Below are 13,566 nucleotides of genomic sequence, written 5' to 3' on the forward strand. Positions count from 1 at the left end.
GCACCGACGTACGGGCGTCGCCCGTCAGGCGTGGCAGGCCACCGGGACGCCCCCGTTCATGGCCGCCATGTCCCCGAAGACCGCCGCCGCGTCCAGGGGGGACCCCTCGGGCAGGCCGTCCAGCTCCGCGTACGCCCGGTGCAGGTTCGCGACCAGTCGCTCACTCTCCCGCCAGGCGGCGAACTCCCCGAGGTCCGCCCGGCGCGCCGTCTCCAGCGGGGACGCCCCCTGGGTGTGACCCTCGCGGGCGAGTTCGGCGACCCGGAGCAGGTAGCGTTCCGTCGCGTCGTAGGCCGTCGGGTCGGTCACCCGGCCGTGGCCCGGCACCACTGTGGGGGCGTCGAGGGAACGGAGCAGCGCGAGCGCGCGCAGCGATCCGGAGAGCGAACCCATCGGCAGGAACGGCGTTCCGCCGTGGAAGACCAGGTCTCCGGTGAAGACGATCCCGTGTTCCGGCAGGTGCACGATCGAGTCGCCCGTGGTGTGCGCGGGCCCCGGGTGCAGCACCCGGACCTCGGTCCCGCCGGCGTGCAGGGTCAGGCGCTCGCTGTACGTGAGGGACGGCGGGGACACCTCGATGTGCCCGAAGTCGGTCTGCGGCCACAGCAGGTGCAGTTGGCGGCCGGCGGCGAGCTGCTCGGTCCGGCAGTTCTCGTGGGCGACGATCCTCGCCTCCGGGAGGAACACGCCGTTGCCGTAGGTGTGGTCGCCGTGGTGGTGGGTGGACACGATGGTCCGGGGCAGTGGCAGCCCCTCGGTGAGCACCGCCTCGCGCAGCAGTCTGGCCCGTCGTTCGGTGGCGGCCGTGTCCACGAGCAGCGTCTCGCCGCCGCCGCCCACGAAGCCGGCGTTGTTCAGGCACCAGCCGCCGTCGGGCTGGACGAAGGCGTGCACGGACGGGGCCAGTGCGACGACGTACGGATCGGTGGCAGGCAAGGAGATCCCCCCGGACGGGAACTGGCGCGTGCTCGGCTGACAGGGGCAGCCTGCCAGTCGCGCGCCCTGGGGGGAAGGACGGCCGGCGGCATCGGAGGCCGGCCGCGCCGGGACTCAGTGGTCGTCCCAGTGCCCGTCGTGGGCCGCGTGCCGGTGGCCGTCGTGGACGTAGTCCAGGTGGTCGCCGTGGGGCACCGTCGGGTGGCCGCACTCCGGCCCGTGCTCGTGTGGGTGGCCGTCGTGGGCTACGTGTCCGCCCGGCTCGCACTCGTCCCAGTGGCCGGCGTGCTCGCGGTGCAGATGGCCGTCGTGGGCGTAGTCGACGTGGCCGTCGTGGTCGATGGCCGGGTGCCCGCAGCCGGGCCCGTGGGTGTGCTCGTGTGTGGGGTGCTCGGAGTGGAGCGTGGTCATGGAGCCGCCTCGGTGAGGGATGGGGATGACATGTATAGATTAGTCCGATTTACCCCTCAGGGGTGGCTTCCCGTCCCGTTCCCGGAGGACGCGTCGCCGTCCCGGCCGTCCCCCGGGCCCCTGTCACGGCCGCCGACGCTCTCCCGGGGGACCCCCGCTTGCGGGCCGCGCACGCCGGATCGATCGTTCGAATCATGAAGGCGATCAGCTACAGCCGGTACGGCGGACCCGAGGTGCTGGAGTACGGCGAGCGGCCCGACCCGAAGGTCGGTCCCGACGCGGTGCTCGTCAAGGTGCGGGCGGCGGCCGTGAACCCCGTCGACTGGAAGGCCCAGGCCGGCTACCTGGACGGCATGATGGACGCGATCTTTCCCGTCGTCCCCGGCTGGGACGTCTCCGGTGTGGTCGTCCAACCAGGCGTCTCCGTCACCGAGTTCGCCGTCGGAGACGAGGTCATGGGCTACGTCAGGGAGGACTTCCTCGCCCGGGGCACCTTCGCGGAGTACGTCGCGGCCCCGGTCCGCACCCTCGCCCGCAAGCCCCGCACCGTCGGCTTCGAGGAGGCGGCGGCGCTGCCGCTCGTCGGACTCACCGCCTACCAGGCCCTCCACCAGGCGCTCGCGGTGCGCTCCGGTGAGACCGTCCTGGTCCACGCGGCAGCCGGCGGGGTCGGCTCGATGGCCGTCCAGATCGCCCGCCACCTGGGCTGCCGGGTCCTCGGCGCCGCCCGCGAGGCGGGCCAGGAGCGTGTCCGGGAACTCGGCGCCGAGGCCGTGCTGTACGACGAGCGGACCTTCGCCGAGCAGGTCCGCACGCTCGCCCCGGACGGTGTGGACGCCGCCCTCGACACCATCGGCGGCCCGTTCCTCCGGCTGACTCCGGACGTCCTGGCCCCCGAGGGCCGCCTCGCCTCGATCGCCGACGGGGAGGTGATCGCTCTGGGAGGGCGGTACTTCTGGGTCCGCCCCGACTCCGCGGACCTCGCCGCCCTCGCCGCACTGGTCGACGAGGGGGTCCTGACGGTCCGGGTGGCGCGTTCCTTCCCGCTGGAGGAGGCGGCCGAAGCCCAGCGGGCCAACATGGAGGGCGGGCTCAACGGAAAGGTCGTCGTCACCGTGGCCTGGCCGGACTGAGACCCCGTCCCCGTACCGGGCGGTCCGTGAACGTCCGCCCCGACGCCGCACCGTCGGCCCGGACGTTCGCGGCGAGCCGCGGGGGGATTACAGCACTACCGCCACGGCGAACCCCGCCAACGCCACCGTGCACGCCGTCGCCAGCAGGGCGCCCCGGCGCGAGAGCGCCCGGGGCTCCGCCGCGTCCAGGTCCCGGATGCGTCGCTGGGCGACCGCGAGGAACCCCACCCAGACCAGCGCCGCCCCGGCCGCCCCCGCGACCCCGACGGCCGTGATCTCGTCGTGGATCGCCGCCTTCGCGGCCAGCACGGCCACGACCGTGCAGGTCAGCGTCGTGCGCCGCCAGGCCAGCCGGGTCCGCTCCGGCTGGAGTCCCGGGTCACGGTGGACCCGCGTCACCTGCCCGCCCAGCCGAAGACGACGACCACCACCATCGCCAGGGCCACCACGGCGACGGCGAGGCTCAGCAGCGTCGGGAAGCGCGACACCGGCAGATCCTCGCCCCGCCGCATCGCCCGCTCGCACCGCACCCAGTGGTTCACCGCCCGCAGCGCGCACAGCACGCCCGCCGCGAGCAGCGCCAGAGCCAGCCCCACCCGCACCCCCCAGCGCAGGTCCGGCAGGAACTGGTCGACCGCGAAGCCGCCGCCCACCAGCGCCAGAGCGGTCCGGATCCAGGCGAGGAAAGTGCGTTCGTTGGCGAGGGAGAAGCGGTAGTCGGGGGTCTTGCCCTCGCCCCGGATCCGCTGCGGCGCGAACCACAGCCGCAGGCTTTGCACGAAGTCGCTCACGCGGGCACCTTATAGGCCCGGTTGTCCGGCCGCCCGGCGCGCGAGCAGCCGCTCGTACGCGGCCAGTCCGTCCGGCACCCACTGCCACGAGCCGAGCCGCCGTGCCAGCTCCTCCTCCGGCAGGAAGGCGTGCCAGGCGACCTCCTCCACCTGTGGTTGCACCGGCAGGACGCAGCGCACCCGGTAGACCGCCGACCACCACTTCCCCGCGACGCCCCCGGAGTCGTAGAGGAACCGGAACAGCGGTTCCGGGCGTGGGAGCCCGCGCACCCCCAGTTCCTCCTCGGCCTCGCGCAGGGCCGCCTCGTCGTACGACTCGCCGGCACCGACCACCCCGCCGACGAACATGTCGTTCAGGGACGGGTAGACGAGTTTGGACGGCGTGCGGCGGTGCACGAAGACGCGGCCCTCGGCGTCCCGCGCCAGGACGAAGACACAGCGATGGATCAGACCCCGCGCGTACACCTCACCGCGCGGGGCTTGTCCGGTGACCCGGTCGTACTCGTCGACGACGTCGAGGATTTCGTCAGCGGAGGCGTTCATCCGGCCATCCAAGCAGGCCGGAGCCGCGCACCGGCCCGTTCACCCGTCCAGGACGTACTCCACCGTCGGTCCGGCCGTCCAGCCGCCGTCGACCACCGGTTCCGCGCCCGTCACGTACGAGGCCGCGTCCGACGGCGGGAACACGACCGCGCCTGGCATCAAAACGGGAGCGGCCGGGTCCGGTCCGGACGGTTGACTGGATACACCGGTGTATCCAAGATTCGGTCCATGACGTACGACGCTGACGTGATCGTGATCGGAGCCGGGCTCGCCGGGCTCGTCGCCACCGCCGAACTGGTCGACGCCGGGCGGAGCGTCATCCTGCTCGACCAGGAGCCCGAGCAGTCCCTGGGAGGGCAGGCCCACTGGTCCTTCGGTGGCCTCTTCCTGGTCGACTCGCCGGAACAGCGCCGGATGAGGATCAAGGACAGCCACGAGCTCGCGCTCCAGGACTGGTTCGGCTCAGCGGGATTCGACCGGCCGGAGGACCACTGGCCGCGGAAATGGGCCGAGGCGTACGTCGACTTCGCCGCGGGCGAGAAGCGGGCCTGGCTGCACTCCCGTGGCGTGCGCTTCTTCCCGGTGGTCGGCTGGGCCGAGCGCGGCGGCTACGACGCGAACGGGCACGGCAACTCGGTCCCGCGCTTCCACATCACCTGGGGGACCGGGCCCGGACTGGTCGCCCCCTTCGAGCGCCGGGTCCGCGAGGGCGTCGCCGCCGGGCGGGTCCGGCTCCGCTTCCGGCACCGCGTCACCGCCCTCGGTGGGACAGCCGGAGCCGTGGACACCGTCAGCGGCGAGCTCCTGGAGCCGTCGGACGCCGAGCGCGGCACCGCGAGCGGCAGGGAGGCCACCGGCTCCTTCGCGTACCGCGCTCAGGCCGTGATCGTCACCTCCGGCGGCATCGGAGGCAACCACGACCTGGTGCGAGAGCAGTGGCCCGAGCGGCTCGGCACCCCGCCCGCGAGAATGCTGTCCGGAGTGCCCGCACACGTCGACGGACTGATGCTGGGGATCACCGAGAAGGCCGGGGCGCGCCACATCAACCGCGACCGGATGTGGCACTACACCGAGGGCATCGAGAACTGGAACCCGATCTGGGCCCGGCATGGCATCCGTATCCTGCCCGGCCCCTCCTCCCTCTGGTTCGACGCCCGCGGCCGGCGGTTGCCCGTCCCGCTGTTCCCCGGATTCGACACCCTCGGCACCCTCGAACACATCATGCGCACCGGCTACGACCACACCTGGTTCGTGCTCGACCAGCGGATCATCGGCAAGGAGTTCGCGCTCTCGGGCTCGGAGCAGAACCCCGACCTGACCGGCAAGTCGGTCCGCGGCGTCATCGGACGCGCGCGGGCCGACGTCCCCGGGCCGGTCCGGGCCTTCATGGACCACGGTGTGGACTTCGTGGTGGAACGCGACCTCGGAGCCCTGGTCCGGGGCATGAACGCGCTGACCGGCGAGCCCCTCCTGGACGAGGCGGAACTGCGGCGCGAGATCACCGCACGCGACCGGGAGATCGCCAACCCCTTCAGCAAGGACCTCCAGGTCACGGCGATCCGGGGAGCTCGCGCCTACCTGGGCGACCGGCTGATCCGTACGGCCGCGCCGCACCGGATCCTCGACCCCGGGGCGGGTCCGCTGATCGCCGTACGGCTGAACATCCTCACCCGCAAGTCACTGGGCGGTCTGGAGACGGACCTCTCCTCGCGGGTGCTCACCGAGGGCGGCGAACCGCTCGCCGGCGTGTACGCGGCCGGCGAGGCGGCCGGATTCGGCGGCGGGGGCGTCCACGGGTACCGCTCCCTGGAAGGCACCTTCCTCGGCGGCTGCGTCTTCTCGGGCCGGGCCGCGGGCCGGGCGGCGGCGAAGGCGGTCGGCTGACGGCCGCCGCCCGCGCGCGACGGCCGACGGGACCGTGGGGCGGCCTCCGCCCGACGGGCTCTCAGCTCAGGCGAGGCGTTCCGCCACCCGGAAGCGTTCCGCCACCACCAGCGTGGTGTCGTCGACGGTGAACCCGGGGTCCCCCAGCGCCTCCCGCATCTCCTCCGAGTGCCAGAAGCGCTCGTGGTCGGCCCGCCACGCGGCGACGGTGGTGTGTCCCTCGCCCTCGTCGACGGCGTGCCGGAGGCCGACCTCGCCCAGGGGCAGTACCCGAACCTCCGTCACTTCCAGGACCGCCACCTCGCGCCCGTCGGAGTCGATCAGGGCCGAACGCTCGCCCACCTCCGGCAACTCCTCCTTCTCCACCGCCCATTCGGCGAAAAGCCCGGTGGTGGAGACCTTCTCGCCGGAGAGCACCGCGGCGACCAGGCGGTCCCGCAGCGGGCCGGGGAAGGCGAGGAGACAGGGCTTGAGTGCGTGAGGACCGGTCATGCCGGCAGTCTGTCAGCCACGACCATCCCCGTCGCCCCCCGCGCCCCGGTCCCGCCCGTCGTCACCGGGGAGGACGGAGCCCACCCGGTACGACCTCCCCGCACCTCCGCGGACGAGGAGACCCCCGCGGACGCGACCTGCGGGGGTCTCGCCCTCCGTCAGGAGATAGTGGTAGCCAAGAGCCTTACCAAGGAAGGGAAGTGCACGATGGCGCAGCAGGTCCAGGGAGTCGTCGCCCCCGGCAGGGACAAGCCCGTACGGGTGGAGACGATCCTTGTCCCCGATCCGGGCCCCGGCGAGGCGGTGGTGCGGATCCAGGCATGCGGGGTCTGCCACACCGATCTCCACTACAAGCAGGGCGGCATCAACGACGAGTTCCCCTTCCTGCTCGGTCACGAGGCGGCCGGGGTCGTGGAGTCAGTCGGCGACGGGGTCACCGACGTGACCCCCGGAGACTTCGTGATCCTCAACTGGCGTGCCGTGTGCGGCACCTGCCGGGCCTGCACCCGCGGTCGTCCCTGGTACTGCTTCGCCACCCGCAACGCCACGCAGCGGATGACCCTGCTCGACGGCACGGCACTCTCCCCGGCCCTCGGCATCGGAGCCTTCGCCGAGAAGACGCTGGTCGCCGCAGGCCAGTGCACCAAGGTCGACCCGGCCGTCGCCCCCGAGATCGCCGGACTCCTCGGCTGCGGGGTCATGGCCGGCATCGGTGCCGCGATCAACACCGGCGACGTCGGCCGCGGCGACACGGTCGCCGTCATCGGCTGCGGCGGTGTCGGCGACGCCGCCGTCGTCGGCTCCCGCCTCGCCGGAGCTGCCCGGATCATCGCCGTCGACATCGACGACCGCAAGCTGGAGAAGGCGAAGGAGATGGGCGCCACCCACACCGTCAACTCCCGCTCCACCGACCCCGTCGAGGCGATCCGCGAGCTCACCGGAGGCTTCGGCGCCGACGTCGTCATCGAGGCCGTCGGCCACCCGGAGACCTACCGGCAGGCCTTCTACGCCCGCGACCTGGCCGGCACCGTCGTCCTCGTCGGCGTCCCCACCCCCGAGATGAGACTCGAACTCCCGCTCCTCGACGTCTTCGGCCGCGGCGGAGCCCTCAAGTCCTCCTGGTACGGCGACTGCCTGCCCTCCCGCGACTTCCCGATGCTCATCGACCTGCACCAGCAGGGCCGCATCGACCTCGGCGCGTTCGTCACCGAGACCATCGGCCTCGGCGACGTCGAGAATGCCTTCGCCCGGATGCACGAGGGCGACGTCCTGCGCTCGGTGGTGATCCTCTGATGGCGACCCGAGTCGACCACCTGGTCACCTCCGGAACCTTCTCGCTCGACGGCGGCACCTGGGACGTCGACAACAACGTCTGGATCGTGGGCGACGACACGGAGGCGATCGTCATCGACGCCGCCCACGACGCCCCCGCGATCCTCGCCGCCCTCGACGGCCGCACCCTGCGGGCCATCGTCTGCACCCACGCCCACAACGACCACATCGACGCGGCCCCGGCGCTCGCCGCCGCCACCGGCGCCCGAATCCTGCTACACCCCGACGACCAGCCGCTCTGGAAGCAGACCCACCCCGACCACACCCCCGACGGCGACCTCGCCGACGGCCAGGTCCTCACCATCGCCGGGACCGACCTCCAGGTCCTGCACACTCCCGGACACGCCCCCGGCGCGGTCTGCCTTCACGCCCCCGACCTGGGCACCGTCTTCACCGGCGATACCCTCTTCCACGGCGGTCCCGGTGCGACGGGGCGCTCCTTCTCCCACTTCCCGACCATCATCGAGTCGATCCGCACCCGCCTGCTCACCCTCCCGCCCGAGACCGTCGTGCGCACCGGCCACGGCGATTCGACCACCATCGGCGCCGAGGCACCCGCGCTCGACGCATGGATCAGCCGAGGCCACTGAGTCGCAGCCGACTCTCGAACCGCCTCGGCACGCCCGTCACCGGGTCGGTGAACTCCAGCGTCCGCGCCAGCAGTTGCAGCGGACGGGTGAAGTCCTCCGGCCCGTCCGGGCACACGTCGGGATAGAGCGGATCGTGCAGGATCGGCAGCCCCAGGGAGTTCATGTGCACCCGCAGCTGATGGGTGCGCCCGGTGACCGGCGCCAACCGGTACCGGGCCAGGCCGCCCCGGTGCCCGACCCGCTCGATCCGACTCTCGCTGTTGGGCTCGCCCGGCTCCTCCCGGGCCGCCGGCGCGCCCCGCTCCTTCACGATCCGGCTCCGCACCGTCACCGGGAACGCGAGCCCCGGATCGTGCGGGGCCACCGCCTCGTACTCCTTGGCGACCAGCCGGTCCCGGAACAGGGTCTGGTACGCGCCCCGGTCCTCGGTCCGCACGACGAAGAGCACCAGGCCGGCTGTCAGCCGGTCGAGCCGGTGCGCCGGCTGGAGCTCCGGCAGTCCCAGCTCGCGCCGCAGCCGGGCCATCGCCGTCTCCGTCACATGCCGGCCGCGCGGCATCGTCGCGAGGAAGTGCGGTTTGTCGACGACCACGAGCCGTTCGTCGCGGTGCACCACCCCGATGCCGAAGGGCACCCGCTCCTCGGCGGGGAAGTCCCGGTGGAACCAGAGGTACCGTCCGGAGTCGTACGGCTCCTGGCCGGACACCGGCCCCCGGACCCCGACGAAGCGGCCGTCCCGGAGCATCTCGTCGACCCGCCCGGCCCCGATCGCGCCCCCGAACCGCGCCCGGAGATGGTCCCCGACCGTCGCCCAGACCCCTTCCGGGTCCTCGGGCAGCCGCACCCGTGCCGGGTCGACGCCCTCCCGCTGGGGCAGCGGCGCGGCAGGGGTCCTCGTTCTCCGTCTCACCGGTCCACGGTATCGAGCCACCGCGACGCTGAACCGTTCCGGGTTCGATCGAGACTCTAGATCTTGACTGTGAACTGGGGTTTCGTGATTCTGCGGTCCTGGTTGGTTTCAGAACCGTCGGCTCCTGGTTCCGGCCACCACTCGCCGGGGAACACCATGGCCTGGTGCGGGCATTCACGCATGGGCGGAGCGCGGAAGCCCGCCGCCTGCGGTGCGGGCCGACTCGGCCCGTCGTCCCTGGTCTGACCTGGGGAATCGCTGGACCGTTGGTCACGTGATTGGTCACGCCACCGCCCAGAAATGCGAAAGACCCCAGATCGACTGGGGTCTCAGCTGGTGTCCGAGGGGGGACTTGAACCCCCACGCCCGATAAAGGGCACTAGCACCTCAAGCTAGCGCGTCTGCCATTCCGCCACCCGGACAAGGTGTCTGTCTTCCCGGCCGTCCGGCCGTTCCGACGTGGAAAACCATAGCAAACATTCGGGGTGGCCGATCACCACCCAGATCCCCGGTGACCCCGCCCCGCACCGTGCGCCGTACCGGCCGGCCGCCGCCCTTGGGTCCCCGGGGCGGGAAGCGGGAGGATGAGGGGGACCACCAGTCGTCATGTGGGGCACGTAGTGGGAGGAAGCAGCGTGAGCGAGTCGAACAAGGCCCGGAGTCTCAGCGGCGGGACCGGCGAGGACGAGGTCGTCGACCTCTGCCGTGACCTCATCCGGATCGACACCAGCAACTACGGCGACCACTCGGGTCCGGGCGAGAGGGCCGCGGCCGAGTACGTGGCGGAGAAGCTCGCCGAGGTCGGACTCGAACCGAAGATCATCGAGTCGCACAAGGGGCGCGCCTCGACCGTGGCCCGGATCGAGGGCGAGGACCCCTCCCGCCCGGCCCTGCTCATCCACGGGCACACCGACGTCGTGCCCGCCAACGCGGACGACTGGACGCACCACCCGTTCTCCGGCGAGGTCGCCGACGGCTGCGTCTGGGGCCGGGGCGCCGTCGACATGAAGGACATGGACGCCATGACCCTGGCGGTGGTGCGGGACCGGATGCGCAGCGGACGCAAGCCCCCGCGGGACATCGTCCTCGCCTTCCTCGCGGACGAGGAGGCGGGTGGCACCTATGGTGCCCGGCACCTCGTCGATCACCACCGTGACCTCTTCGACGGGGTCACCGAGGCCATCGGCGAGGTCGGCGGATTCTCCTTCACGGTCAACGAGAACCTGCGGCTCTACCTCGTCGAGACCGCCCAGAAGGGCATGCACTGGATGCGGCTGACCGTCGACGGCACGGCCGGTCACGGCTCGATGACCAACGACGACAACGCCATCACCGAGCTCTGCGAGGCGGTCGGCCGACTGGGCCGCCATCAGTGGCCGGTACGGATGACCAAGACCGTCCGGTCCTTCCTGGACGAACTCTCGGACGCGCTCGGCACCCCGCTCGACCCCGAGGACATGGAGGCCACGCTCGCCAAGCTCGGCGGCATCGCCAAGATGGTCGGCGCCACCCTGCGCAACTCCGCGGCCCCGACCATGCTGGGCGCCGGCTACAAGGTCAACGTCATTCCCGGCCAGGCGACCGCCCATGTCGACGGACGGTTCCTGCCCGGCTACGAGGAGGAGTTCCTCGCCGACCTCGACCGGATCCTCGGCCCGCGGGTGCGGCGCGAGGACGTGCACGGCGACAAGGCCCTGGAGACCGGTTTCGACGGCGGCCTCGTCGATGCCATGCAGCTCGCCCTGCGGGCCGAGGACCCGATCGCCCGCGCCGTGCCCTACATGCTCTCCGGCGGCACCGACGCCAAGTCCTTCGACGACCTCGGCATCCGCTGCTTCGGTTTCGCGCCGCTCCAGCTGCCCCCTGAGCTGGACTTCGCGGGGATGTTCCACGGTGTCGACGAGCGGGTGCCGGTCGACGGTCTGAAGTTCGGCGTGCGGGTGCTCGACCGGTTCATCGACGCCTCCTGAGCCTGAGGTGAGGCCGGGCCCTCCGGCTCACCCCCTCCGGCTATTCGTCCACCTGTCCGTATGTGACCGGAAAGAGTGAATGCGTTCAGGGGCTCGTAGCCCCCTCACCTCCCCCTCGTTACAGGTGGTGCGGTCCGCGGTTGGGACCGCATTTGCCAACAAGGAGGAATAATGATCAAGAAGGTCGTCGCTGCTGCGGCTGCCACGGGCGGTCTCGTTCTCGCGGGTGCGGGCATGGCCGTTGCCGACTCGGGTGCCCAGGGTGCCGCCATCGGTTCCCCCGGCGTGCTCTCGGGCAACGTCGTCCAGGTGCCGGTCCACGTCCCGGTGAACGTGTGCGGCAACACGGTCTCCGTGATCGGCCTGCTGAACCCCGCCTTCGGCAACACCTGCGTCAACGCCTGACGTTGTGCCTCGACCCCCTGAGGGTCCGAGCCAGGCCGGCCCCGGAGTGCGTGCCATGCACTCCGGGGCCGGTGGGCATTTCCGCCCCGGGCCCTGATGCCCGGAGGCCCCTTCTGAAGCCCAGAAGGCAGTAGCCGAGAAGCAGGGAACACAAGCTATGCGACAGGTCACGCGCAAGGGTCTGATCACCGTTGCGGCAGCCGGCGGCGTCATCGCCCTCGGCGGGGGTTACGCGCACGCCGACGCGGGTGCGAGCGGCACGGCCTCGAACTCTCCGGGCGTCGCGTCCGGAAATTCCGTCCAGGTTCCGGTGCACGCGCCGGTGAACGTCTGCGGGAACACCGTCAACGCCGTCGGGCTGCTCAACCCGGCGTTCGGCAACTCGTGCGCCAACGTCTCCAAGCCCGGCGGCGGGTCCCGCGCCCACGGGCGCACCAGTCACTCTCCGGGCGTCGCGTCCGGCAACACCGTCCAGGTGCCCATCGACGCCCCCGTGAATCTGTGTGGCAACAGCGTCACGGGCGTGGGCGGCCTCAACCCGGCCATGGGCAACGACTGCGCCAACGGCGCCGGGCCCTCGCACCCGGAGCACCCCGAGCACCCGGACTGCCCGGAGCACCCGGGTACTCCTGAGACCCCGGGCAACCCGGGTACTCCTGAGAACCCGGGTACTCCTGAGACCCCGGGCAACCCGGGTACTCCTGAGAACCCGGGTACTCCTGAGACCCCGGGCAACCCGGGTACTCCTGAGAACCCCGGTAGCCCCGAGACCCCGGGCAACCCCGGCGGGCCGGGGTCGCCGTCCGGGCCGAACACGCCCGGGGTCCAGGTGGTCACCCCGCCGAACGGTGCCGACGAGCTGGCTCGGACCGGCTCCGACGCGCTCGGGATGGCCGTCCCGGCCGGCGCGGGCCTGCTGCTCGCCGGCTCCGTGCTCTACCGCCGCGCGCGCCGATCGGCCTAGAAGCGTCCTGAAGATCTTGAAATCGTGCCCGGCTTGCACCAGTTCGTAACGATTGACATTTAATGGCAATCCGGGGCGAGCCGGGGGGCCGGAGTGCGATCCTCATCGGTCTTCCAGGTTTGCTGTCCGGTGAGGTGGGCCGTGCGGCGCGCACCTCACGCGTCGGAGGGGCGTCCGCGTACGCGGACGCCCCTCCGACGTCAGATGTCCCGCGTGTTCCGGCGAGTGCGGAGCGTGTCAGGAGACCCGCGCGGCGGACGACGACGGTTCGGCCGGGCCCCCTGTCACCAGGTGGCGCGAACCTGCCGGATGATGCGCCGGCGCAGCCGCACCCTGCGACTGCCGTCCCGGTGCAGGGTCAGGCGGTCCAACTCCCAGTGCTGGTACTCGGCATGGTCGGTGAGAAGCCGCGTCGCCTCCTTGCGGGAGACGCCCCGAGGCACGTACAGGTCGACGAATTCGTATTCCGGCATCGCATCTATTGTGCGGGCACGGGTCCCGTACGGATAGCGTCTGTCCCATGTCTGATGCTGCGCAGCCCACCGCTGCCGAGGTACGTGCCGCCGCCGAGGCGGTCAAAGCCGCACTGGACCGCCACCTCGCGGCGGTCGAACGCCGCACGGGGGACGACGACCCGGCCGTCTACGAAGCCTTCAACGCCCTCGCCGCGGCGGCGGAGGCGTACGACGAGCGGCTCTACGACCGGTACGACGAGGTCACGCCCTTCGAGATCCCCGGCGCCGACGACTCCCTTCCGCCGTACGCCGGACCCGAGGAGCCGCACGCTCTGAGCGTGCTCATCCGCCGTGACTACGCGGTGGCCGAGCCGAAGCGGCTGCTCGCCCAGGCGCAGCGCATCGCCGATCTGGAGAACGAGGGCGACCCGGAGACGGCCGCGCTGGTCGGTGCCAGTACCCACGCGGCACTCGGCGTACTCTTCGGCGAGTTCGAACCGGACGAAATCGCCTCGCGGCACCAGGAGTTCGGCTTGGAGGAGGGTGACTCCACGCTCTGGGTCGCGGCCGCCGAGGAACTGCCGGACCCGGGGGAGTGGCTCGACGCGCCCTTCGAACAGGCGGACCCCGAACGGATCGTCTGCCGCTTCGACGTCAGCGCGGTCTTCGACGACGAGCTGGACGAGGACCCCGAGGCCCCCGGGGCCTGACCGGAGCGGCCGCCCGGCGGCCGGTGCGCGGCGAGGGGCG

At 71.9% G+C, this 13,566-nt stretch carries 16 protein-coding genes, 1 tRNA gene and 1 pseudogene; 8 read left to right on the forward strand and 10 right to left on the reverse strand.

The features are described from left to right. Positions 1-24: 24 nt before the first annotated feature. Complete coding sequence (locus tag OG393_RS26680) at positions 25-936, reverse strand: MBL fold metallo-hydrolase (RefSeq protein ID WP_327377242.1); 912 nt, start codon at positions 934-936, stop codon at positions 25-27. Between the two features lie 114 nt (positions 937-1,050). Continuing rightward, positions 1,051-1,347, reverse strand: a complete 297-nt coding sequence (locus tag OG393_RS26685) for a hypothetical protein (RefSeq protein WP_327377243.1) — start codon at positions 1,345-1,347, stop codon at positions 1,051-1,053. Positions 1,348-1,541: 194 nt separating this feature from the next. On the opposite strand from OG393_RS26685, the gene OG393_RS26690 reads away from it, so the two are divergent. Beyond that, positions 1,542-2,480: an NADP-dependent oxidoreductase gene (locus tag OG393_RS26690; RefSeq protein ID WP_327377244.1), complete on the forward strand. Its 939-nt coding sequence runs from the start codon at positions 1,542-1,544 to the stop codon at positions 2,478-2,480. An 87-nt stretch (positions 2,481-2,567) separates the two neighbouring features. On the opposite strand, the gene OG393_RS26695 is transcribed toward OG393_RS26690, so the two are convergent. From OG393_RS26695 to OG393_RS26710, 4 genes and pseudogenes are all read right to left on the reverse strand, one after another. Further along, positions 2,568-2,879 carry a DUF202 domain-containing protein gene (locus tag OG393_RS26695; RefSeq protein WP_327377245.1) on the reverse strand — a complete coding sequence of 104 codons (312 nt, stop codon included), beginning with the start codon at positions 2,877-2,879 and terminating at the stop codon, positions 2,568-2,570. Beyond that, positions 2,876-3,271, reverse strand: a complete 396-nt coding sequence (locus tag OG393_RS26700) for a YidH family protein (protein WP_327377246.1) — start codon at positions 3,269-3,271, stop codon at positions 2,876-2,878. Before OG393_RS26700 ends, OG393_RS26695 begins: the two co-directional genes overlap by 4 nt. A 9-nt stretch (positions 3,272-3,280) precedes the next feature. Next, positions 3,281-3,814: an NUDIX domain-containing protein gene (locus OG393_RS26705; protein ID WP_327377247.1), complete on the reverse strand. Its 534-nt coding sequence runs from the start codon at positions 3,812-3,814 to the stop codon at positions 3,281-3,283. A gap of 39 nt (positions 3,815-3,853) precedes the next feature. After that, positions 3,854-3,967: pseudogene (locus OG393_RS26710) on the reverse strand (3-alpha-hydroxysteroid dehydrogenase); the annotation flags it as partial. A gap of 75 nt (positions 3,968-4,042) precedes the next feature. Between OG393_RS26710 and OG393_RS26715 the strand changes: the two are divergent. Continuing rightward, on the forward strand, positions 4,043-5,698 hold the full coding sequence (locus tag OG393_RS26715) for an FAD-binding dehydrogenase (RefSeq protein ID WP_327377248.1): 1,656 nt from the start codon (positions 4,043-4,045) through the stop codon (positions 5,696-5,698). Positions 5,699-5,764: 66 nt separating this feature from the next. On the opposite strand, the gene OG393_RS26720 is transcribed toward OG393_RS26715, so the two are convergent. Further along, positions 5,765-6,190, reverse strand: coding sequence for an ASCH domain-containing protein (locus OG393_RS26720; protein WP_327377249.1), 426 nt, complete (start codon positions 6,188-6,190; stop codon positions 5,765-5,767). Positions 6,191-6,397: 207 nt separating this feature from the next. On the opposite strand from OG393_RS26720, the gene OG393_RS26725 reads away from it, so the two are divergent. Together OG393_RS26725 and OG393_RS26730 are read left to right on the forward strand one after the other, a co-directional pair. Continuing rightward, on the forward strand, positions 6,398-7,483 hold the full coding sequence (locus OG393_RS26725; RefSeq protein ID WP_327377250.1) for an S-(hydroxymethyl)mycothiol dehydrogenase: 1,086 nt from the start codon (positions 6,398-6,400) through the stop codon (positions 7,481-7,483). Next, positions 7,483-8,112 carry an MBL fold metallo-hydrolase gene (locus OG393_RS26730; RefSeq protein ID WP_327377251.1) on the forward strand — a complete coding sequence of 210 codons (630 nt, stop codon included), beginning with the start codon at positions 7,483-7,485 and terminating at the stop codon, positions 8,110-8,112. Before OG393_RS26725 ends, OG393_RS26730 begins: the two co-directional genes overlap by 1 nt. Here the strand turns inward: OG393_RS26730 and OG393_RS26735 are convergent. Together OG393_RS26735 and OG393_RS26740 are read right to left on the reverse strand one after the other, a co-directional pair. After that, complete coding sequence (locus OG393_RS26735) at positions 8,096-9,022, reverse strand: pseudouridine synthase (RefSeq protein ID WP_327377252.1); 927 nt, start codon at positions 9,020-9,022, stop codon at positions 8,096-8,098. The genes OG393_RS26730 and OG393_RS26735 overlap by 17 nt on opposite strands. A 334-nt stretch (positions 9,023-9,356) precedes the next feature. Then, positions 9,357-9,444 (reverse strand) — tRNA-Leu (locus OG393_RS26740). A 213-nt stretch (positions 9,445-9,657) separates the two neighbouring features. On the opposite strand from OG393_RS26740, the gene OG393_RS26745 reads away from it, so the two are divergent. The 3 genes from OG393_RS26745 (at position 9,658) to OG393_RS26755 (ending at position 12,361) form a co-directional block, all read left to right on the forward strand. Beyond that, positions 9,658-10,992: a M20/M25/M40 family metallo-hydrolase gene (locus tag OG393_RS26745; protein WP_327377253.1), complete on the forward strand. Its 1,335-nt coding sequence runs from the start codon at positions 9,658-9,660 to the stop codon at positions 10,990-10,992. A 171-nt stretch (positions 10,993-11,163) separates the two neighbouring features. After that, positions 11,164-11,397 carry a chaplin ChpH gene (gene chpH, locus OG393_RS26750; RefSeq protein WP_030315925.1) on the forward strand — a complete coding sequence of 78 codons (234 nt, stop codon included), beginning with the start codon at positions 11,164-11,166 and terminating at the stop codon, positions 11,395-11,397. Between the two features lie 157 nt (positions 11,398-11,554). Continuing rightward, entirely contained in the window at positions 11,555-12,361 is an 807-nt protein-coding gene (locus OG393_RS26755; protein WP_327377254.1) for a chaplin, read from the forward strand. A gap of 284 nt (positions 12,362-12,645) precedes the next feature. On the opposite strand, the gene OG393_RS26760 is transcribed toward OG393_RS26755, so the two are convergent. Further along, positions 12,646-12,834: a DUF5703 family protein gene (locus tag OG393_RS26760; RefSeq protein ID WP_147977249.1), complete on the reverse strand. Its 189-nt coding sequence runs from the start codon at positions 12,832-12,834 to the stop codon at positions 12,646-12,648. Positions 12,835-12,881: 47 nt separating this feature from the next. Between OG393_RS26760 and OG393_RS26765 the strand changes: the two genes are divergently transcribed. Continuing rightward, positions 12,882-13,526 (forward strand): hypothetical protein, encoded by a 645-nt coding sequence (locus OG393_RS26765; RefSeq protein ID WP_327377255.1) that lies wholly within the window; start codon positions 12,882-12,884, stop codon positions 13,524-13,526. Positions 13,527-13,566: the final 40 nt, after the last annotated feature.

Source organism: Streptomyces sp. NBC_01216, from assembly GCF_035994945.1.
GTDB lineage: Bacteria > Actinomycetota > Actinomycetes > Streptomycetales > Streptomycetaceae > Streptomyces.

Coding starts and splice junctions, on each gene's coding strand:
- OG393_RS26685 (WP_327377243.1), bottom strand. CDS start 1,347: ATGACCACGCTCCACTCCGAGCACCCCACACACGAGCACACCCACGGG.
- OG393_RS26690 (WP_327377244.1), top strand. CDS start 1,542: ATGAAGGCGATCAGCTACAGCCGGTACGGCGGACCCGAGGTGCTGGAG.
- OG393_RS26705 (WP_327377247.1), bottom strand. CDS start 3,814: ATGAACGCCTCCGCTGACGAAATCCTCGACGTCGTCGACGAGTACGAC.
- OG393_RS26715 (WP_327377248.1), top strand. CDS start 4,043: ATGACGTACGACGCTGACGTGATCGTGATCGGAGCCGGGCTCGCCGGG.
- OG393_RS26720 (WP_327377249.1), bottom strand. CDS start 6,190: ATGACCGGTCCTCACGCACTCAAGCCCTGTCTCCTCGCCTTCCCCGGC.
- OG393_RS26725 (WP_327377250.1), top strand. CDS start 6,398: ATGGCGCAGCAGGTCCAGGGAGTCGTCGCCCCCGGCAGGGACAAGCCC.
- OG393_RS26730 (WP_327377251.1), top strand. CDS start 7,483: ATGGCGACCCGAGTCGACCACCTGGTCACCTCCGGAACCTTCTCGCTC.
- chpH (WP_030315925.1), top strand. CDS start 11,164: ATGATCAAGAAGGTCGTCGCTGCTGCGGCTGCCACGGGCGGTCTCGTT.
- OG393_RS26755 (WP_327377254.1), top strand. CDS start 11,555: ATGCGACAGGTCACGCGCAAGGGTCTGATCACCGTTGCGGCAGCCGGC.
- OG393_RS26760 (WP_147977249.1), bottom strand. CDS start 12,834: ATGCCGGAATACGAATTCGTCGACCTGTACGTGCCTCGGGGCGTCTCC.
- OG393_RS26765 (WP_327377255.1), top strand. CDS start 12,882: ATGTCTGATGCTGCGCAGCCCACCGCTGCCGAGGTACGTGCCGCCGCC.